The following is a 19,658-nucleotide window of genomic DNA, read 5'->3' on the forward strand; positions in this document are numbered from 1 at the left end:
GCAGGACGGTTTGGCCAAAGCGTTTCCGCTGGGTCCCGGATCGGCGCTGCGCTACGCGCAGCTTGTCCGGGAAACCGGGCGATGCGTGTCCCGGACAGGTGACGGCGAAGCCGGAACGCCGATCCGGGACCTAGGGAAAGGCCCTTCCGCCGCCTTCCCTTCTCATCTCGTCACGGACGGCGCCGGGCCTCGCGCGCAGGCCCCTACCCCTCGATGCGGTCGAAATCCGCCACCCGGCGGGTGATGGCACGGATGTCGCCAAGCAAAGCGAGACGATTGGCGCGCAGCTCGGGATCGGCGGCGTTCACCGTCACCTGCTCGAAGAAGGCATCGACCGGCGCGCGCAGGCTCGCCATGATCGCCATCGCGCCCTCGAAATCCTCGGCCACGAGCGCCGCCTCGATGCGCGGGTCGGCCTCGCGGATGGCGTCAGCGAGCGCGACCTCCTCGGGCTGGTCGAGCTTGCCGAGATCGACGCCGCCGTCATAGGCGACGCCGTCCTTCTTCTCCTCGATGCGCAGGATGTTCGCCGCGCGCTTGTAGCCGGCGAGCAGGTTCCTGCCGTCCTCGGTCGCGAGGAACCGCCCCAGCGCCTCGACGCGCCGGACGATGAGCAGCAGGTCGTCCTGCCCCGGAAGCGCGAACACAGCGTCCACAAGGTCGTGGCGAGCGCCCTGTTCGCGGAGGTGGACCTTTAGACGATCGGCGATGAAGGCATAAAGATCATTAAAGATGGCCGGCGGGGAATTGGGATCCGTATCTCGAAGCAACTTCGTTAGCGCTACTTCTTCGACAATCGATCGAACCGGGCTGATACGTTCAATGAGATACAAGACGTGCGCGCGCAGTTCGATCGGAAATAGCTGAAGATTGAGTTCCTTAAGCAATGCCCGAAGATTGAGCCGCAGCTCGTTCTCCAGCACGATCCGCACCACACCCAACGCCGCGCGGCGCAGCGCGTAGGGGTCCTTGCTGCCCGTCGGCTTCTCGTCGATGGCCCAGAAGCCGACCAGCGTGTCGATCTTGTCGGCCAGCGCCACGGCGATCGAGACCGGCGCGGTCGGCACGCGGTCGCTTGGTCCCTGCGGCTTGTAGTGCTCCTCGGCGGCCAGCGCGATTTCCTCGGGCAGGCCCTCGATGCGGGCATAATATTTGCCCATCAGGCCCTGCACCTCGGGGAACTCGCCGACGACTTCCGTGCGCAGGTCGCTCTTGGCATAGAGCGCGGCCTGCTCGGCCAGCTCCGGGTCGGCGCCGACCGCCGGCGCCAGCGCCTTGGCCAACGCGGCGATGCGCTGGATGCGCTCATATTGCGAGCCGAGCTTTTCGTGGAAGGTGACGTTCGCGAACTTGCCGAGACGCTCCTCCAGCGGAACCGTCGCGTTGGTCTTCTGGTCGGTCTCCCAGAAGAACTTGGCATCCGAGAGCCGGGCGCGGATGACGCGCTCATTGCCGGCGACGATGGCTGTTCCGCCGTCGCTTGCCGCGAGATTGGCCACCAGCACGAAGCGGTTGGCGAGGCGGCCGGTCTTCGGGTCCTTCAGCACGAAGCATTTCTGGTTGGCGCGGATGGTGGCGCGGATCACCTCGTCCGGCACGTCGAGGAAGCTCTCGTCGAAGGCGCCGATCAGCACCACCGGCCATTCGACGAGGCCGGAGATCTCGTCCAGCAGCCCGGCGTCCTCGACCAGCTCGAGGCCCTGCGCCAGCGCGAGGTCCTTGGCGTCGGCGAGGATGATGTCTTTCCGCCGCTCGCGGTCGGCGACCACCTTGGCCGCCTCCAGCTTGGTGAGCCAGTCGTCGAGCCGGCGCACCCTGATCGTGCCTTCGCTCATGAAGCGGTGGCCGCGCGTCACGTCGCCGGACGCGATGCCGTCGACGTCGAAACGCACCACCTCCGGCTCCTCGGTCTCCGGGCCGAAGGTGCACAGGATCGACTGCAGCGGGCGCACCCAGCGCAATGAGCCGGGGCTCGCCGAGGCGGCGCCCCAGCGCATCGACTTCGGCCAGGGGAAGTCGCGCACGATTGCAGGCACGATCGCCGCGATCACCTCCGGCGTCGGGCGCCCGTGCTTGTGGATGCGCGCGACGTAGAACTCGCCCTTCTTCGGGTCGCTCTCGATCGTCGCCTCGTCGATGGAGGCGAGCCCGGCGGCTTTCAGGAAGCCCTGCAGCGCGGCCTCCGGCGCGCCGACGCGCGGGCCCTTGCGCTCCTCATGGGTGTCCGGCTGGTGGGCCGGCAGGCCGTGCACGGCGAGCGCGAGGCGGCGCGGCGTCACGAAGGCCTTGGCGCCCTCATAGACGAGGCCGCGCTCGACCAGGGCGTCGGTGACGAGCTTCCTGAGGTTTTCCGCCGCCTGCGCCTGCATGCGGGCGGGGATTTCCTCGCAGAAGAGTTCGAGCAGGAGATCGGGCATGCGCGGCCGCCAGTCATGTTCGCTGTCCCGGAACGGGTGCCCGGAAGGTGCGGCGGAAATCGCCCAGCTTGGCAGCCGCGTCAAGGCCGGCGCGGATTCCTCGCGCGGATTCCTGCGGCGCAACGCCGGTTTCATTGGACGGCGCGCGCCGCCGGCGCAATAGTTCCGGCCGTCGCGTCAGGGGAGCCATGGGGAGGCGAGAATGGGCGATGCCGGGGATGACAACCTCGCGCGGCTGAAGCGCGCCTATCAGGCGTGGGACGCCTGCAAGGGCGGCGATTGCAGCATGTGGCACGCGCTGGTCGACGACGATATTCGCCTCAACCCGATCGGCGGCACCGAAACCGGCCTCGAATTCACCCAGCCGGGCAAGGGGCGCGAGCGGCTCGCCGCCTATCTCGACACGCTGCGCGGCGCCTGGACCATGCGGCATTTCCAGCCGGAGGCGTTCGTCGCCGAGGGCGAGCTGGTGGCGATGTTCGGACAGGCGAGCTGGACCTACAACGCCACCGGCAAGACGGCCACCGTCGCCATCGCGCATCTGTGGCGCTTCGAGAACGGCAAGGCGGTGGAGTGGACGGAGATCTTCGACGGCGCGGCGGCCGCCGCCGCGGCACGGCCGTAAGCCGCCGTCACGCCCTCATTGCCCTCACGCCGGCGCGCCGCCCGCTCTGGTCGCGAGCCAGGCGGCGCCGCAGGCCTTGGCGAGCTCGCGCACCCGCAGGATGTAGCTCTGCCGCTCGGTGACCGAAATCACGCCGCGCGCGTCGAGCAGATTGAAGACGTGGCTCGCCTTGATGCACTGGTCATAGGCGGGCTGCGCCATCAGATGGCGGGTCTTCGACCCGTCCTGCCAGCCGGCCTCGAGATATTTCGCCGCCGCGCTTTCCGCCATACGGAACTGCTCCAGCAGCATCGCCGTGTCGGCATGCTCGAAATTGTGCCGCGAATATTCCTGCTCGGCCTGCAGGAAGACGTCGCCATAGGTGACCTTCTCAGCCCCCTCGCGGCCGTTGAAGTTGAGATCGTAGACGTTCTCGACGCCCTGCACATACATGGCGAGGCGTTCCAGCCCATAGGTCAGCTCGCCCGAGACCGGCGCGCATTCGAAGCCGGCGACCTGCTGGAAGTAAGTGAACTGCGAGACCTCCATGCCGTCGCACCAGCATTCCCAGCCGAGGCCCCAGGCGCCCAGCGTCGGGCTCTCCCAGTCGTCCTCGACGAAGCGCACGTCGTGCAGCTTCAGATCGATGCCGATGGCGTCGAGCGAGGCGAGATAGAGGTCCTGCAGGTCCGGCGGCGAGGGCTTCAGGATCACCTGATACTGGTAATAATGCTGCAGCCGGTTGGGGTTCTCGCCATAGCGCCCGTCCTTCGGCCGGCGCGAGGGCTGCACATAGGCGGCCTTCCACGGCAGCGGCCCCAGCGCGCGCAGCGTGGTGGCGGGATGGAAGGTGCCGGCGCCGACCTCCATGTCGTAGGGCTGGAGGATCACGCAGCCCTTGTCCGCCCAGAAGCGCTGCAGCGCGAGGATGAGCCCCTGGAACGACCGGTCGGGTCGCATATGGGGCGGCAAAGTGGGATCGATCATGGATGGCGGCCGGCGGTTGCGGAAGGCGGCGCAACCTATGCCGCGCGGGGGCGGCAATCAAGGCGGAGATCGGCGGGCGGCATCAGGCGGGTGCGGCGCGGGCTCCCGCTCGCCCCCGTCCTTCTGCTCGACCATCCTCCCACGCCGCTCCGTCCCACCCCACGCGCCGTCATGCCCGGCCATCACGGCGGAGCCGGCATGGAATGGCAAAATAGCACCGATATCACTCGATCCTAGGAATTATTTCCTTGCTCTTTATGTGCGACGCTGCCATGCTTTCCCCACCTCGTCCTTCCTGAAGGGGCGCAACCGGAGCGGCCGATGGGGCGGGGTGCGGTGGCCTTATCGTGCGGAGTAACGCACCACGCGATGAGGCGGCCCAAGCCGTACGTTCCCGGGCCGGGTAACCACGGCCAACGGTGGGCGGGGGGCTGGTGCTGCGACAGGCGGACCCGTGAGGGATCGCCATCGGGCGACCGGCGCCGCCCCGGAGCGGAGGATAGCAAGGTCAGTCCTCCGGGGGCCGTGCGGAGCAAGCCTCACAAACACCGCGTGCGGGGCGCCGGCAACCGGCACATCGGACGATTGACTGAATGCTTGCACCACCTTTCATCACCCGGTGCAGGCGATCGGCCGGAGCGGTCCGGCCCGGTGCCCCGCGCGCCCTTCATCCCCGAAGGACGCAAGGTGCCTCATTCACACCCCCGGCCCGGTCAGGGCGCGGGGCGATTGGTGCTGGGGGAGAGGCGCTGGCGGGAGCGGGCCACCGCGTCGCCGTCTCCGCCCGCCCGGAACAGGCCTCCGTCATGCTGAGGTGCCGGCCGTCAGGCCGGCCTCGAAGCATGCAGGCTGGTGCCACGAGCCAAGGCCCGTGCCCTGCATCGGCCGTTTGCGTCCTTCGAGGCTCGACCTGTAGTCGAGCACCTCAGGATGACGAGGGGCAGGGGTGGCGGCGAAGGCAGAGGAGAGGCGAGGCAGAGGCTGGCGATGCCTGCGGCTGTCCGGGAGGACCAGCGGTCGGGGCGCCGCAATTCCGCCCGCCGCCGAAACCATCTATGAAGACGCCATGGTCGACATTGCCGGCGAATCGCCGCCCTCCAACGCACCCGACTGGACCGTCTCGGAGCTCTCCGGCGCGCTGAAGCGCACGGTGGAAGACGCCTTCGGCCATGTGCGGGTGCGCGGCGAGATCTCCGGCTATCGCGGGCCGCACTCCTCCGGCCACGCCTATTTCAGCCTGAAGGACGCCAATGCCCGGCTCGACGCCGTGGTGTGGCGGGGCACCATGTCGCGGCTGAAGGTGCGCCCCGAGGAAGGGCTGGAAGTGGTCGCCATCGGGCGCATCACAACCTTCCCCGGCAAGTCGTCCTACCAGATCGTCATCGACCAGATCGAGTTCGCTGGCGCCGGCGCCATCATGGCGATGCTGGAGGAGCGCAAGCGCCGGCTCGCCGCCGAGGGCCTGTTCGCGGCGGAGCGCAAGCGCCGCCCGCCCTATCTGCCGCGCGTCATCGGCGTCGTCACCTCGCCGACCGGCGCGGTGATCCGCGACATCCTGCACCGCCTGTCGGACCGCTTCCCGCGGCGGGTCATCGTCTGGCCGGTGCGTGTACAGGGCGAGACCTCCGGCGCCGAGGTGGCGGCCGCCATCCGCGGCTTCAATTCCATCCCTGCCGGGGGCTTGGCGCTGGAGCCCGGCAGCCCGATCCCGCGCCCGGACGTGCTGATCGTCGCGCGCGGCGGCGGCTCGCTGGAGGATCTGCTCGGCTTCTCTGAGGAGGCCGTGGTGCGGGCGGCGGCGGAAAGCGCCATCCCGCTGATCTCCGCGGTCGGCCACGAGACCGACGTGACGCTGATCGACTTCGCGGCGGATGTGCGCGCGCCGACGCCGACCGCCGCCGCCGAGATGGCGGTGCCGGTGCGCGGCGAGCTGATCGCGCAGGTGCAGTCCGTCGACGCTCGCCGCCGGGCGGCGCTCGCGCGCGCCGGCGAACAGCGGCGCGCCGAATTGCGGGCGCTCGCCCGACTGCTGCCGGGCCGCGACGAACTGCTCGCCATTCCGCGCCAGCGGCTGGACGTCGCCGGCCAACGCCTGCCGCGAGCGCTCAAGGCGAACGCGGCGGCGCATCGCGTGCGGCTCGCCCGCGTCGAGGCGCGGCTCTCGCCCTCTCGGCTCGCGGCGCTGGTCGAGCGGCGGCGCGAGCGCTTCACCCAAGTCGGGCGGCGGCTCGACCTCGCCTTCAGGGTCAATGCCGAGGCGCACCGCACCCGCCTGCTGCGCGGGCGCGACCGGCTGGGGAGCCTCGCCGGGCGGCTCCGGCCCTCGATCCGCCGCGCGCTCGACGAACGGGCGCGCCGGCTCGACGGCATCGGCAAGCTCATGGGCGCGCTCTCCTACAAAGGGGTGCTCGCACGGGGGTTCGCCCTCGTCCGCGACGCGGACGGCCGGCCACTGCGCAGCGCCAGCGCGGTCGCCGCCGGCACCGTGCTCGACATCGAATTCGCCGACGGCCACCTGCCGGCGGTGGCGGGCGACGCGCCGGGCGTCGCCGGCAGCGGAGGCCGAGCGGGCGAGGCCGCGCCGGAACGCCGCGCGGAGGACCGCAAAACCGGCGAACGGCAATCCGGGGAAAGCAAACCCAGGCAGCGCAAGGGCTTGAAGCCGGCCATCGAACAGCCCACTTTGTTCGACAGTTGAACGGCCCGCCGGCGGCATTCATCCATCGCCCGCGGGCTCCGTGCTTGTCGGCGCCCGCCGGGCGCCTTTATGGTGGCGCGGCATCGACGTGAAGGATCACCAGCGGCCATGAACCGCTTCGAACGCTTTCCTCCTGCATCCGGCGAGGCCGAGGTGCGCTATCTCGACGGCGATTTCCGCGTGGTGCGGCCCGGCACCTTCGTGCGCTGCGCGGTGACCGGCCAGCCGATCCCGCTCGACGAGCTGCGCTACTGGAACGTCGATCTGCAGGAGGCCTATGCCTCGCCGGAAGCCGTGCTCACGCGGCTGCATCCGAACCGCCTGCGCCGCCCTTCCGGCTCCTAGCCAGGCCGTCCGGCGAGCGCCTCCGCCATCAGCGCATCGAGCCGGCGGGCGCTGTCGGCGTCCGGCACGAGGCGCACCGGCAGCACGTCGAACAACCCGGAGAGCAGGCGCCCCGCCTCGGTGCCGGCGAGCCGCGCCGCATCCTTCTCGGTGGTGACGATCAGGAGATCCTTGGCCTGCGCCTCGCCGATCAGCCGCGCGGCGTCGGCCGGCCCGAGCGGCTGGTGATCGCCGAAGGCGTGCTCCGCCACCGGATTGGCGCCGATGACACGCAGCGTCTCGAAGAACTTGGCCGGCCGGCCGATGCCGGCAAAGGCGAGCACGCGCCTCCCGAACAGCAGCGAGGCGACGCGGGCATCCGGCGCGAGGCGCCCGCGCAGCACGGCGGCCCCGGCGTCCGCGGCACGCAGGGCGAGCGCCTCCCCCGCCTCGCCCTCGCCGATCAGCAGCATCGCCGCGGCCCGCGCGAGCTGCGGCTCCAGCGGCGCGCGCAGCGGCCCGGCCGGCAGGCACAGCCCGTTGCCGACGCCGACGGCGGCGTCCACTACGAGGAGTGACAGCGCCTTGGCGAGCGCCGGATTCTGGAAGCCGTCATCCATCACGATGACGTCGGCACCCTCCTCGACCGCGAGCCTCGCGCCGGCCACGCGGTCCCGTGCCAGCACGGTCGGGGCGGCGCGCGCCAGCAGCAGCGCCTCGTCGCCGACATGGGCGGCGAAATGCGCCGGCGGGTCGACGAGCAGCGGCCCGCGCTCGGCGCCGCCATAGCCGCGCGTCAGGAACAGCGGGCGCCGGCCGGCGGCAATCAGGTGGCGGGCGAGGTAGAGCGCGGTCGGGGTCTTGCCGGCGCCGCCCACCGTCGGATTGCCGACGCAGATCACCGGAACGCCGGGATTGAAGCCCGGCCGGGCGAGGCGCGCGGCCGCACGGGCGCCGGAGACGGCACCGAGCGGCGAGAGCAGCGTGGCGAGCAGGGTTCGATCCGGCCGCCACCAGAAGCCGGGCGCGCGCATGTCAGCGCCTTTCGAGACGGATCTGCACCAGATAGGGGTCGATCGCGGCAAGCGTGCGTTCAAGCGCGCCGCTGAAGGAATCGATAGTCGCCTGCGCCGCCCCGACCATGCGGCGGCGATGCGTCTCGTCGGTCATCAGCGCATAGGCCGCGTCGGCGAGCGTATTGGCGTCCGTCACCTGCTCGGCGCCGGCGTTCTCGTCGAGCCGGGCGTAGAGTTCCTCGAAATTCGTCACCGTCGGGCCGTGCAGGATCGCCGCCTCCAGCCGGATCGGCTCGATCGGGTTCTGGCCGCCATGACGGATCAGCGAGCCCCCGAGGAAGGCGACCGGACAGAGCCGGTAGAACAGACCGAGCTCGCCGATGGTGTCGGCGACATAGATCTGCGTGCCGCGATCGGGAAGGAAGCCGTCGCTGCGTAGCACCGCCGGCATCTGGAGGTCCTGCGCCGCCCGCACCACGTCGAGGCCGCGCTCAGGATGGCGCGGGGCGATGATGGTGAGGAGCCGCGGCAGCGAGGGACGCAGCATGGCGTGGGCGGCGATGATGATCTCCTCCTCGCCCGGATGGGTCGAGGCGGCGACGAGCATCTGGCGGCCCTGCGTCGCCTTGCGCAGGGCATCGAAGGCTACGAGGTCGACGGGCGGCGGCGGCGAGTCGAATTTGAGGTTGCCGGTGACGGAGACGCGGGTGGCGCCGAGGCTGGCCAGCCGGTCGCCGTCGCCGCGCCCCTGGACGAGGCACATGTCGACGCGCGCCAGCAGCGCCGCGACACTGCGCTTCAGCCGCAGCCACTTGGCGAAGGAGCGCGGCGACATGCGGGCGTTCACCAGCATCAGCGGGGTGCCGCGCGCATTCACCTCCATGATGAGGTTCGGCCACAGCTCGGATTCGACCAGAAGCACGAGGTCGGGCCGCCAGTGCTTGAGGAAGCGGCGCAGGAAGCGCGGCGAATCGAGCGGCACGAACTGGTGCACGATGTCGGGCGGCAGCCGGTCGGCGGCGAGCCGCGCCGAGGTCACGGTGCCGGAGGTCAGCAGCACGCGGAAGCCGCGCGCCCGCAGCCGGTCCATCAGCGGCATCACCGCGATCATCTCGCCGACGCTGGCGCCGTGCACCCAGATCAGCGGCCCCTTGGGGCGCGGAGCGCTGGCGATGCCGAAGCGCTCGCCGAGCCGCGCGGGGTCCTCCTTGCCGCGGCGCAGGCGGCCAGCGAGCATCAGCCGCACGAAGGGCGTCGCCAGGCGTGTGGCCATCCGGTAGAGCCGGATCGGCAGGGTGGTGCGCGGCTTAGCCACCAGCCTTCCCCGGAACGTCGCTCTTCGCCGGCGGACGGCCGACGAGTTCCTCGGCGCGGGCGGTGATCTCTTCGAGCTGACGCTGCAGCTCCTGGCGCTTGGCCTCCAGCATCGCCGCGTCGGCATCGGGGGGAACCCGCACGCCGTCGCCGGCCACCACGGCGGTGCGCCCGAAGGGCAGATGGATCGCCGCGCGGTCCCAGCTCCTGGCGAGGATGCGGTTCTGCGTGGCAACGGCGACCGGGTAGATCGGCCGCCCGGAATGCTTGGCGATGGTGATGACACCAAGCCCGACGACGCGGGCGATCTTCGGCACGTCGGCGGTCATCGCGACATTGGTGCCCTCGGACAGGTGCCGGATCATCTCCAGCGTCGCGTTGAAGCCGCCCTTGAGGCGGAAGTCGCGCCCCTGCGCGCCCGAGCCGCGCACCGCCGCGATGCCGAGCGTCTCGGCGGCGATCGCATTCACGTCGGCGTCGGGGCTGCGCGAGATCATTACACGGGCGCGATGGTGCGGCTTGACCAAGAAGGGGGTGAGGAAATGCTGTCCGTGCCAGAAGGTGAGGATCAGCGGTAGCTGAAGCTCGACGAGATCATAGAGATTGGGCGGCTCCAGCACCACGCGCTGGGTCCGCCAGACGAAGCTCAGATAGCCCGCCATGCTCTTGCCGAGCACGGTACGGACGCTCCGCGAGGTACGCAGCCTACGCCACATCGGCTCTGTGGATGCCTAGCCGCCGGTGCCGGTCGGCGGCGAGAGGCCGGTCTCCGGGTCCAGAAGGCGGTGCAGATGCACGATGAAGTAGCGCATATGCGCGTTGTCGACCGTCTGCTGCGCCTTCGCCTTCCAGGCGGCGCGGGCGGTCGCGTAGTTCGGGTAGATGCCGACGATGTCGAGATCGGCGAGGTCCTTGAACCGCACCCCCTCGAGCGATTCAAGCTCGCCGCCGAACACCAGATGGAGCAGTTGGGGCTCCTGCGAAGTCTCTGTCATGCCGATCGTCCAAGGAATGCGTGTCGAGCCCGGTCAGCGGGCCGCGCGCGCCATGTACGGGTACAGCGCGGCGCCGGCCGAAACCAGAGCACCGTGGCGCGGCACGGCTGCGTTGTAGGCGAGCGGGACCCCGTCCATGGTGGTTAGACGCCCCCCCGCTTCGTGCACCAAAAGGTCAGCGGCGGCAAGGTCCCAATCGTGTCCATTGGGCGAGGCGAAGGCCGCGTCGAGCTCGCCGGTTGCCACCCGCGCGATGCGCAACGCCAGCGAGCGGATGCGCGGCACCCGCTCGACCGGCTCATCGAAACGGAGGCGGTCGAGCAGCGGTGCGGGTCCGTCGATCCGCGCGCCGGCGACCTGGCCGAGCCCGGAGACGCGGATCGGCTGGCCGTTGCGGGTGGCGCCGGCGCCGGCGACCGCGACAAAAAGCTCGTCGGTCACAGGGGCGAACAGCGCCGCGGCGACCGGACGGCCTGCCTCGACCAGCGCGGCGGCGACCGCCCAGTCGGGGCGGCCGGCCATATAGGCGCGGGTGCCGTCGATCGGATCGACGATCCACAGCCGCGACCGCGCCAGCCGGGCGGGATCGTCGACGGTCTCTTCGGAGAGCCATCCGTAATCCGGCGCCAGCGCGGTGAGCTGCTCGCGCAGCATGGAATCGACCGCGATGTCGGCTTCCGTGACCGGAGAGTCGTTAGCCTTCGACCAGGACTTCACCCCGGTACGGAACATGGCGAGCGCCACCGCGCCGGCCGCCGCGACGGCATCGGACAGATGCCGGGCGGCAAGCGACGGATCGGCGAGCAGATCCTCGCCGGATGCGGGCGGTGTGGAGGCTTCGGCCATGTGAGGGGATTAGGCGTGCAGGCGAGCGTATGCAAGCCGCGCACCGGCCGCATCTTCATTTGCCGCAGCCCGACGGCCGCCGGCATGGCAAGATTCCGTCAAGCATAGATCGGCTTCGAGCCCTGAATCGGCCCACAAAGAAAGGATCAACCATTTCCCTTAAGGCCGACGGGAGGATCGCCCGCTAGTCTCGCCTCATGACCGGGGCCACAGAGCCATATAGACCGGCAGGGGAGTGCTTATGAGGCGTCATATCGGAGTGGGCGGGAGCCTTCCCGCCCAATGGCCCGCCTATGTCGAGACCGACCTTCTCGCGCACGGCATCGCATGGCCGCTGCAACTGGTCGACACGGATGGCGGCGCCGACGAACATATCCGCAGCGTCGAGCTCCACCACGACCGGCTGGTGATGCGCCGGCGCGTGGCGGGCACGCCGATGCGGCTGGAGCTGCCGCTCGCCGACTATGCCGGCATCGCGGTTCGCCTGCTCGATCCCTATGGCGATGACGAGGGCGTCTCGCTCGTGCTGGAGCACGAGGATCCGGCCCTGACGGTGACGCTCTATTCGGCCGGCCATGCCGACGACGTCGTGGCGCAGTGGCGGCGCTGGAGCGCCGAGCTGGGCCGCCCCATGCTCATGACGCATGCCGACGGGCGGCTCGAACCCGCCTACCCGATGCTCGGACGCCTGACGGTGGCCGAGGACAAGCCGCGCCGGCGCCGGCGCGGGGCGCTCAAGGGGCGCCGCCCCACCGTCTACCGGCGGCGGGCCGCCGGCCGGCCGCTCACCGGCCAAGCCGTGCATCGCGGCGAATGCGAGCTCTTCGCGCGGGACTGAGGGCCGTCCTGGAAGCTCACTTCGCCTTGGCGGTCAGGAACACCATGCCGGTGTAGCCGCTGCGCACCTCGTGCTCGACGATGCCGATCTTCTCGGTGACGATGTCGGTGGCGACCGCCGAGAAGGTGTTGAACAGCGACTCCACCGTGAGCGTCATGACCGGATATTGCCGGCCGGCGACGATATAGGCCTCCGATTTCAACAGGAACGCCGCGATCAGCGTGCCGCCGGGCCGCACGGCGCGGGCGAAGCAGGCGCAGGCGCGGTCGAACTCCGCCTGCACGTTGGTCACCGCCTCGGCGCAGAAGAACATCGTCGCCACGTCCCACTGGCGCTCGGGCAGGTCGTAGATCGAGCCCTGGCTGATGGTGGCCTTCTCGCGCACGGCGGCGACCGGATCGTCCGGCAGCTCCCAGCCCGGCCCGTAGGCGTCGCGCACGACCTTCCAGAAATGCGTCCATTGCGGGCGCACCTCGGTCTTCTCCAGCTCGGCCTTCAGCCAGGCGACGTTGCTGCGCGAATATTCGAAGGCGGTGAGCGAGCGAGCGCGCGGCAGCGCGCAGAACATCGGATAGAGGTTCGGGCCGGTGCCGACGTCGATGGCGTCGAGCGGCCGGTCGGCCTCGATGCGCTTGATCGCCTCGCAGGTCATGCGCACGACGAGATCGTCGTCCGGGTGCGGATCCTCGTAATAATGCAGGAAGTAAGCCTCGGAATCGAACTCGGCCCAGGCTTCCTCGTCGAGATCCGCGTTTCCTGACGACACGTGCATCCTCCGCGTTAGAGCCCTTATCGATCAGGTGAAATCACCTGATCGACAGGAAAGTGCTCTTGATTCAACAGGCCGGAGCATTTCCCGATCGCGAAAGCCGATCAACTTTCGCGGGAAAGGCTCCAGGTGGCGGGGCGCATCCTAATGGCCTTTGGGCCAGGAGGGAATCGCCCGCGGCGGGATGTGCACGGATGACGGCGGGTTCCGCCCGAACGGAAAAGAACCCTACCCGGCCTGCGCCGAGCGGGCATTGACCGGCGGCTGGCTGGCCTGCGCCTCGAGCATGGTCGATTTGAGCACGTCGAGCGGCACCGGCCGGCCGAAATAATAGCCCTGCATCGCCGTGCAGCCGAGGAAGCGCATGGCGGCGGCCTCCGCCTCGCTCTCCACGCCCTCCGCCACCACGTCGATGCCGAGATTGCGCCCGAGCTGCACCGCCGACTGCACGATGGCGAGCGCGTTGCCGGTGTCGTTGATCTCGCTGACGAAGGAACGGTCGATCTTCAGCCGGTCGAACTTGTAGTCGCACAGATAGCGCAGGCTCGAATAGCCGGTGCCGAAATCGTCGAGCGCGAGCTGGAAGCCCATGGCGCGGATGAAGTTCATCGTCTCGCGGGTGGCGGAGGACGAATTCATCAGCGCCGTCTCGGTGATCTCGAAGACGATGCGGTGGGTCAGCACGCCATGGCGGCGGGCGAGCTCGGTCAGATGGTTGCGAATGCTGCCGCTGCGCAATTGGGCGGGCGACAGGTTGATGCAGACGTCGATGTTCGGCAGCCGGGCGTAGTCGGCGAAGGCGCGCTCCAGCACCCAGGCGCCGAGCGCCGGCATGAGCCCGGCCTCCTCGGCCACCGGAATGAAGACCGAGGGCGGTATCGAGCCCTGCGTCGGGTGGTTCCAGCGCAGCAGCGCCTCCACGCCGGTGATGCGGTTGGAGGCGCAGGAGATCACCGGTTGGTAGTGCAGCGTGAGCTCGTTGCCGCGGATCGCCGCCTGCAGGTCGGTCTCGACGGTACGGCGGCGCTGCACGTCCTGCGCCATCTCGTCGGAGAACACCATGGTCTGGTTGCGGCCGGCGCCCTTGGCGGCATAGAGGGCGATGTCGGCGCTCTGCATCAGCGTGTCGCCGCTCATGCCGTGGTCGGGCGCCGAGCTGAGGCCGACCGAGGCGGTGATGTGCACGCTCTGGCCGCCGACGGGGAACGGCTCCTGGAAAGCCTCCATCAGGCGGCCGGCGAGGCGGCTGACCCCGGAATCGCTGTCGGTCGTCGAGAGCACGGCGAATTCGTCGCCGCCGAAACGGGCGAGGAAATCCGCGCTGCCCACATGCTGGCGCAGCCGCTGGCCGACGGCGCGGATCAACTCATCGCCGGCCTGATGGCCGAGCGTGTCGTTGATGTCCTTGAAGCGGTCGATGTCGAGATAGGCGATGACGATGCGCCGCTTGTCGTCGGGCCGCAGGCGGTGGATGGCGCCGGAGATGCGCTCAGCGAAGAAATGCCGGTTCGGCAGGCCGGAGAGGGAATCGTGCTTGGCGAGGTGCACCGCCTCGGCCTCGCGGTTGGCGAGCTCGGTGGAGGCGCGGCTCAGCCGGCGCAGCATGGTGGCGGTGAGCACGCCGGCGCCGAGCAGGCCGAGGACCACCAGAGGCAGGATGACGGCAAGCAGCACCTGGCCCGGGCGGCGCGGCGTCCAGCTCAGATAGCCGGCGGTGCGCCCCTCGTCCGAGACGAAGGCCTCGGTGACGAGGCTGGCGTCGGTCGGGCGCTCCTGTGAAAGCGTCAGGTCCGGGAGCAGCAGCAGGCGGCCCAACCCCTGGATGAACTCGTCATCGATGAAGACCACGCTCAGGAGATAGGACGGCTCGGCGACGTCAAGGTCCGGCGTGACATTGGCGCGGATGGTAATGGCGGTGACGATGGCCGGCTTGCCGTCGATGGAGAGCACGTGCCCGGCCCAGCGGGCGCTGTCGCGGGCACCGCGCAGCACGGCGTAGCTGTTCTGGCCGGCACCGAATGCATCGGGCCGCTCGATGAGCCGGGCGGGAGCCTGACGGAGCACCTCGTCGAGCAGAGCCTGGATCTCCGGCTTGCGGTTGAACTGGTCGGGCGGGTCCATGCGCCCTTCGGAGCGATAGCCGTAGCGGATCGTGCCGTCGCTGCCGACGATGTAGAGCTCGTCCTGCCCGTAGGTCTCGACCAGGAACAGCCCGATGTTCTCGTCGACCCAGTCGGGGTTCAGCTCCTTGTCGATCTGCTGGACCGAGTCGTCCCACCAGGCGACGCTCTTCTGCTCGCTCAGGACGCGCGCGATGCTCTGGTTGACGGCGTTGGAGACGAGCGTGCGCTCGCTTTCGATCGCCGAGCGGTTCGAGGACCAGCCGGCATAGCCGATGGTGCAGATCAACACGAGCCCGAAGAAGGCGATCGCGGACCCGATGGCTGTGGTCAGGGAGCGCAGGTTTCCGCCGACCGCCTTTGAGTGTGCCTCGTTTGCCATTCCCACCAACTCGCACCGCCCCCCGGCGGCTTTCCGAAACCCGCCCGCACGGGCGGAATACGCAGAACTACGGCGACTCTACCCCCAAAAACTGAACAACATCCTGCATTGAAACCCCGCATTGCGCCGGAACGCAAATTTTATACGCCGCGGCGATCTCCGGCTATTGCAAACAAATAGTTAATGTTTTATTAAAATTGCACTTAAAATCCTTAACGCTTGGTTGCGTTTCAGAGTCTGCGGCATTGACATGGGCAGCAATCTTTCACTTCGTTCTCGGGCAGACAGCCCGCAACTTAATCGTGCGGCAGTTGCCATTGAACACGCGACCTGGAGCCCCATCGGCTTCTTGAATTATACCGCCGCCCATCATGCCTATTATGATGAGCTGTTGGAACATTTCGCGGATTTCCAGCTCTGCCTGGTGGACGAGGAGGCCGATTATCCGGTCGCCGTCGCCTCCTGCGTGCCGGTACGGTGTTCCGGCCCCGACGAACTCCCGCCGGAAGGATGGGACTGGCTGGTGGAACGCGGCTTCGAGCAGCGCGGCGCCGGCGCCAACATGCTCGGCGCGCTCGCCATCTCGGTGCCGTCGATCCATCGCGGCAAGGGCTATGCCCGCACCATGATCCGCGCGCTGCGCGATCTGGCCGACCGGCAGGGCTATAACGGCGTCATCGCGCCGGTGCGCCCGACCCTGAAGGACCGCCACCAGCGCGTCTCGATCCACGACTACATCACCTGGACCGACGAGCGGGGCCGGCTGTTCGACCCCTGGCTGCGCGCCCACACTTGCGAGGGCGGGCGCGTGGTGCGCCCCTGCGAGCGCTCCATGGTGGTCCGCGAGCGGCTCGGCTTCTGGGAGACCTGGACCGGGCGCCGCATCGAGACCACGGACGAGTTCACCCTGGAGGGCGGGCTGGTGCCGGTCGCGGTGGATGCCGCGCAGGGCATCGGGCTCTATGAGGAGCCGAATGTCTGGGTCGCCTACGGCGCCGGGCACTGACGGCACACGGTTTTCTTCATCAAGACGAATGCACGGCGGGCGATGGCCCGCCGTTTTCATTTGTCGTGACGGTCGCGGTCCATCTGTGCCGCCGGTCTCCGCGCGGGCACACAGGCCGACGGGCCGTCACCGGCCCCGAAGCCAGGCGGGAGGCATTGCGTGCCCATTCCGGCGAACCGGCGAGCACGCCTCGGCGCGGTCGAACTCCGCGCCCTACCGCGAAGCGGCTCAAGCGGAGCGCGGGGAAGCCGGGTCTACTGTGCGGCACCAAATATTCGCCCGCTCCTCGATGGTATTAATTTGCTGCCGAACGGATACGGACATTTTTTGACGGCCTGCATCCCGCACCCCTTGCGTTTCACGTGACGTAGCCGAAACTCCTCGCGCGGCGACCACAAAAACGTCAACACAGGGAAGACTTCGATGCAGTTCGAGTTGGACCGTGACCAGCTTATCGCCTTCACTACCCCGCAGATCGCTCCCGGCCAGCAGGCGCTTATGATCGCGGCGCTGGAGGAAGCCGGCGTCTACACGACGCCGATATCCACGGCGCTGATCGACATCCGCTCGGCCTTCGTACTTCCGGGCGCTGATGTCGATGCCGGCGGCGTCGACGCCCTGGTCTTCAAGACCGATACCAACCTCGACCTGAACATCCACGACAGCGGCGGCTCCGGTCATGGCGCCATCGTCGCCACCGGGCACGGTGACGACACGCTGGTCAACCATGCCAGCGGCGCCATGCTTCTGAGCGGCTATGGCGACGACGTCCTCAGCACGACGGTCGGCGACACACTCTTCTTCTCCGGCAAGGGCGACGACTATTTCCCCGCCTCCGAGCTGGGCGGCAACGTGCTCTTCGCCGGATGCGGGGCCGATGTGATGGAAGGCTCCAAGGTCTACAGCGAGGGCGACACGATCTTCTACGACTACTTCATCGGCGGCTTCGGCGCGGACAGCATCACCTCGCTCGCCGGCGGCGCGGCGGTCGTCGGCATCGGCGGGCAGGGAGGGGATTCCCTCGTCGCGGAAGGCGCGGCCAGCTTGTTCGGCGGCTTCGGCGACGACGTGATCTCGTCGGGCTCGGACTACAATCTGCTGGCCGGCAATGCCGGCAACGACTCCATGTCGGCCGAAGCCAATGCCATCATGTATGGCGGCTACGGCAATGACAGCATGGTCAGCGGCAGCGGCAGCAACCAGCTCTATGGCGGCCAGGGCAACGACACGCTGGTCTCCTACAGCGGCCCGGACGCGACCGGCACCACCTCGCTCTATGGCGGCGCGGGCGACGATATCTTCGGCATCATGCCCGGTGCGACCGCGACGCACTCGATCAGCGGCGATGACGGCTACGACACGCTCTACCTGCCGGGCCGCTCGGCATCGGACGCCTTCGTCACCTACGACGCCGATCAGGGCCTCTACAGCATCTACTTCAGTGACCAGACGCTCTATGTGACCGGCGTCGAGCTGTTCGTGCTCGACGACGGGGCCTATGCGACGCCCCTGCCGATCGGCTGACGGCGCAACAACCCTCCCGGCGGCGAGGCCTTAGGGCTCACGCCGCCGGTGTCGGGACGACCTCCTCGGCGATCTCGACGAGATACCGGCCATAATCGTTCTTCAGCAGCGGCGCGGCCAGCTTCAGGAGCTGCTCGCGGTCGATGAAGCCGTTGCGGAAGGCGATCTCCTCCGGGCAGGCGATGCGCACGCCCTGCCGCTTCTCGAGCGCGCGCACGAAGGTGGCGGCGTCGACGAGCGATTCCGGCGTGCCGGTGTCGAGCCAGGCGAAGCCGCGCCCCAGCAGCTCGACGCCGAGCGTGCCGCGCTCCAGATAGACGCGGTTCAGGTCGGTGATCTCCAGCTCGCCGCGCGCCGAAGGCTTGAGCGTGCGGGCGATGGACGACGCTTCGCCGTCGTAGAAATAGAGGCCGGTCACGGCGAACTTGGATTTCGGCCGGGCGGGCTTCTCCTCGATCGAGATAGCGTTGCCCGCTGCGTCGAACTCGACGATGCCGTAGCGCTCGGGGTCCTGCACCTGGCAGGCGAAGATGGTGGCGCCGCTTTCGCGGGTGGCGGCGCGCCGGCACAGATCAACGAGGCCGTGGCCGTAGAAGATGTTATCGCCGAGGATCAGCGCCGAATTGTCGCCGCCGACGAACTCCTCGCCGAGCAGATAGGCCTGGGCGAGGCCGTCCGGGCTCGGCTGCACGATGTAGCTGAGCTCGAGCCCCCAGCGCGCGCCGTCGCCCAGCAGCTCGCGGAACATCGGCAGGTCGCGCGGCGTCGAGATGATGAGGATCTCGCGGATGCCCGCCAGCATCAGCACGCTGAGCGGGTAATAGATCATCGGCTTGTCGTAGACCGGCAGCATCTGCTTGGACACGCCGAGCGTCATGGGATGGAGCCGGGTGCCGCTGCCGCCGGCGAGGATGATGCCCTTCATGTCCATTGTCCTTCGCGGGCGAGACGCCCGACAACCTGTTCGACGCCCGACCGCCAGTCGGGGAGCGTGACGCCGTGGATTTCGCTGAGCCTGCCGCCGTCGAGCCACGACCATGCCGGCCGCTTCGCCGGGGTCGGGTAGTCGGCGGTGGTGATGGGGACGACGCGCGCTCCGGGCCCGCCATGGGCGGACGCGGCGCGGAACACCTCGGTGGCGAAGGCCGCCCAGTCGGTCGGGCCGCCCTGCGCGGTAAGGTGGAAGATGCCGGCGAGCCGCGTCTCCTGCGGCCGGGCGAGGAGGTTCCGCGCCACCTGCTCGACACCCGCGGCGATGTCGAGCGCCGAGGTCGGCGTGCCGTGCTGGTCGGCCACCACCCGAACCTCGTCGCGGGTCGAGGCGAGGCGCAGCATGGTGCGCAGGAAATTGGCACCGAACGGCGCATAGACCCACGCCGTGCGCAAGATGACGTGGCGCGGATTGGCCGCCGCGACCTTCTCCTCGCCGGCGAGCTTGCTCGCGCCGTAGACGCCGACCGGGCCGGTCGGGTCGTCCTCGGTGAGCGCGCGGGGCGTCGCGCCGTCGAACACGTAGTCGGTCGACAGATGGATCACCGGCACGCCGAGCGCCGCGGCCGCCGCGGCCACCGCGCCGGCCCCGTCCGCATTCACCGCGAAGGCGAGCTCAGGCTCGCTCTCGGCCTTGTCGACGGCGGTATAGGCGGCGGCGCTGACCACCACATCCGGCGCATGGGCGGCGAAGAGGGTCGCGAAGTCGCTTGGCGCGGCAAGGTCGAGTTCCGGCCGGCCGAGGCGGATGACATCGAGATCAGCTCCCGCCCGCTCGGCGAGCGCGCGGGCGACCTGACCTTCCGTCCCGGTGACGAGGAGGCGCAT

18 protein-coding genes are annotated in these 19,658 nt (G+C 69.2%); 7 read left to right on the forward strand and 11 right to left on the reverse strand.

Annotation, left to right across the window (positions count from 1 at the left end; genetic code table 11):
* Positions 1-203: 203 nt before the first annotated feature.
* Positions 204-2,417 carry a glycine--tRNA ligase subunit beta gene (gene glyS / locus U742_RS0106825; protein WP_029351354.1) on the reverse strand — a complete coding sequence of 738 codons (2,214 nt, stop codon included), beginning with the start codon at positions 2,415-2,417 and terminating at the stop codon, positions 204-206.
* Between glyS and U742_RS23140 the strand changes: the two genes are divergently transcribed.
* Both U742_RS23140 and U742_RS21940 read left to right on the forward strand, forming a co-directional pair.
* Positions 2,416-2,580, forward strand: coding sequence for a hypothetical protein (locus U742_RS23140; RefSeq protein WP_156034157.1), 165 nt, complete (start codon positions 2,416-2,418; stop codon positions 2,578-2,580). The two genes, glyS and U742_RS23140, sit on opposite strands and share 2 nt — an antisense overlap.
* 39 nt (positions 2,581-2,619) lie before the next feature.
* Positions 2,620-3,042: a nuclear transport factor 2 family protein gene (locus U742_RS21940; RefSeq protein WP_038360842.1), complete on the forward strand. Its 423-nt coding sequence runs from the start codon at positions 2,620-2,622 to the stop codon at positions 3,040-3,042.
* A 24-nt stretch (positions 3,043-3,066) separates the two neighbouring features.
* Here U742_RS21940 and U742_RS0106835 read toward each other — a convergent pair whose 3' ends face one another.
* Positions 3,067-4,008 (reverse strand): glycine--tRNA ligase subunit alpha, encoded by a 942-nt coding sequence (locus tag U742_RS0106835; RefSeq protein ID WP_029351357.1) that lies wholly within the window; start codon positions 4,006-4,008, stop codon positions 3,067-3,069.
* Between the two features lie 1,066 nt (positions 4,009-5,074).
* On the opposite strand from U742_RS0106835, the gene xseA reads away from it, so the two are divergent.
* The gene (gene xseA / locus U742_RS0106840; RefSeq protein ID WP_029351359.1) at positions 5,075-6,706 is read left to right on the forward strand and encodes an exodeoxyribonuclease VII large subunit; all 1,632 of its coding nucleotides are present in this window, start codon (positions 5,075-5,077) and stop codon (positions 6,704-6,706) included.
* Positions 6,707-6,814: 108 nt separating this feature from the next.
* The gene (locus U742_RS0106845; RefSeq protein WP_029351361.1) at positions 6,815-7,051 is read left to right on the forward strand and encodes a DUF2093 domain-containing protein; all 237 of its coding nucleotides are present in this window, start codon (positions 6,815-6,817) and stop codon (positions 7,049-7,051) included.
* Here U742_RS0106845 and lpxK read toward each other — a convergent pair.
* From lpxK to U742_RS0106870, 5 genes are read right to left on the reverse strand one after another with little or no spacing between them, the layout of a single operon-like run.
* Positions 7,048-8,064, reverse strand: a complete 1,017-nt coding sequence (gene lpxK, locus U742_RS0106850; RefSeq protein ID WP_029351363.1) for a tetraacyldisaccharide 4'-kinase — start codon at positions 8,062-8,064, stop codon at positions 7,048-7,050. The two genes, U742_RS0106845 and lpxK, sit on opposite strands and share 4 nt — an antisense overlap.
* Position 8,065: 1 nt before the next feature.
* Positions 8,066-9,361, reverse strand: coding sequence for a 3-deoxy-D-manno-octulosonic acid transferase (locus tag U742_RS0106855; protein WP_029351365.1), 1,296 nt, complete (start codon positions 9,359-9,361; stop codon positions 8,066-8,068).
* Positions 9,354-10,037, reverse strand: coding sequence for a lysophospholipid acyltransferase family protein (locus tag U742_RS0106860; protein WP_248310290.1), 684 nt, complete (start codon positions 10,035-10,037; stop codon positions 9,354-9,356). Before U742_RS0106860 ends, U742_RS0106855 begins: the two co-directional genes overlap by 8 nt.
* 54 nt (positions 10,038-10,091) lie before the next feature.
* Entirely contained in the window at positions 10,092-10,355 is a 264-nt protein-coding gene (locus U742_RS0106865) for a DUF4170 domain-containing protein (protein WP_029351369.1), read from the reverse strand.
* 33 nt (positions 10,356-10,388) lie between these two features.
* Positions 10,389-11,201 (reverse strand): 3'(2'),5'-bisphosphate nucleotidase CysQ, encoded by an 813-nt coding sequence (locus U742_RS0106870; RefSeq protein WP_051660925.1) that lies wholly within the window; start codon positions 11,199-11,201, stop codon positions 10,389-10,391.
* Positions 11,202-11,442: 241 nt separating this feature from the next.
* Between U742_RS0106870 and U742_RS0106875 the strand changes: the two genes are divergently transcribed.
* Positions 11,443-12,039, forward strand: coding sequence for a DUF6101 family protein (locus tag U742_RS0106875; protein WP_248310291.1), 597 nt, complete (start codon positions 11,443-11,445; stop codon positions 12,037-12,039).
* 16 nt (positions 12,040-12,055) lie between these two features.
* Here U742_RS0106875 and U742_RS0106880 read toward each other — a convergent pair whose 3' ends face one another.
* Both U742_RS0106880 and U742_RS0106885 read right to left on the reverse strand, forming a co-directional pair.
* Complete coding sequence (locus tag U742_RS0106880; RefSeq protein WP_248310292.1) at positions 12,056-12,805, reverse strand: NNMT/PNMT/TEMT family class I SAM-dependent methyltransferase; 750 nt, start codon at positions 12,803-12,805, stop codon at positions 12,056-12,058.
* 231 nt (positions 12,806-13,036) lie between these two features.
* Complete coding sequence (locus U742_RS0106885) at positions 13,037-15,310, reverse strand: bifunctional diguanylate cyclase/phosphodiesterase (RefSeq protein WP_051660926.1); 2,274 nt, start codon at positions 15,308-15,310, stop codon at positions 13,037-13,039.
* Positions 15,311-15,659: 349 nt separating this feature from the next.
* On the opposite strand from U742_RS0106885, the gene U742_RS0106890 reads away from it, so the two are divergent.
* Together U742_RS0106890 and U742_RS0106895 are read left to right on the forward strand one after the other, a co-directional pair.
* The gene (locus tag U742_RS0106890) at positions 15,660-16,316 is read left to right on the forward strand and encodes a transferase (protein ID WP_081852873.1); all 657 of its coding nucleotides are present in this window, start codon (positions 15,660-15,662) and stop codon (positions 16,314-16,316) included.
* Between the two features lie 423 nt (positions 16,317-16,739).
* Positions 16,740-17,840, forward strand: a complete 1,101-nt coding sequence (locus U742_RS0106895) for a calcium-binding protein (RefSeq protein ID WP_029351380.1) — start codon at positions 16,740-16,742, stop codon at positions 17,838-17,840.
* A 37-nt stretch (positions 17,841-17,877) separates the two neighbouring features.
* Here U742_RS0106895 and rfbA read toward each other — a convergent pair whose 3' ends face one another.
* Positions 17,878-18,765: a glucose-1-phosphate thymidylyltransferase RfbA gene (gene rfbA / locus U742_RS0106900; RefSeq protein WP_156034158.1), complete on the reverse strand. Its 888-nt coding sequence runs from the start codon at positions 18,763-18,765 to the stop codon at positions 17,878-17,880.
* The gene (gene rfbD, locus U742_RS0106905; protein WP_029351385.1) at positions 18,762-19,658 is read right to left on the reverse strand and encodes a dTDP-4-dehydrorhamnose reductase; all 897 of its coding nucleotides are present in this window, start codon (positions 19,656-19,658) and stop codon (positions 18,762-18,764) included. Before rfbD ends, rfbA begins: the two co-directional genes overlap by 4 nt.

It is taken from the genome of Allobosea sp. 117, from assembly GCF_000702305.1.
In the GTDB taxonomy this organism is placed as follows: domain Bacteria; phylum Pseudomonadota; class Alphaproteobacteria; order Rhizobiales; family Xanthobacteraceae; genus Ancylobacter.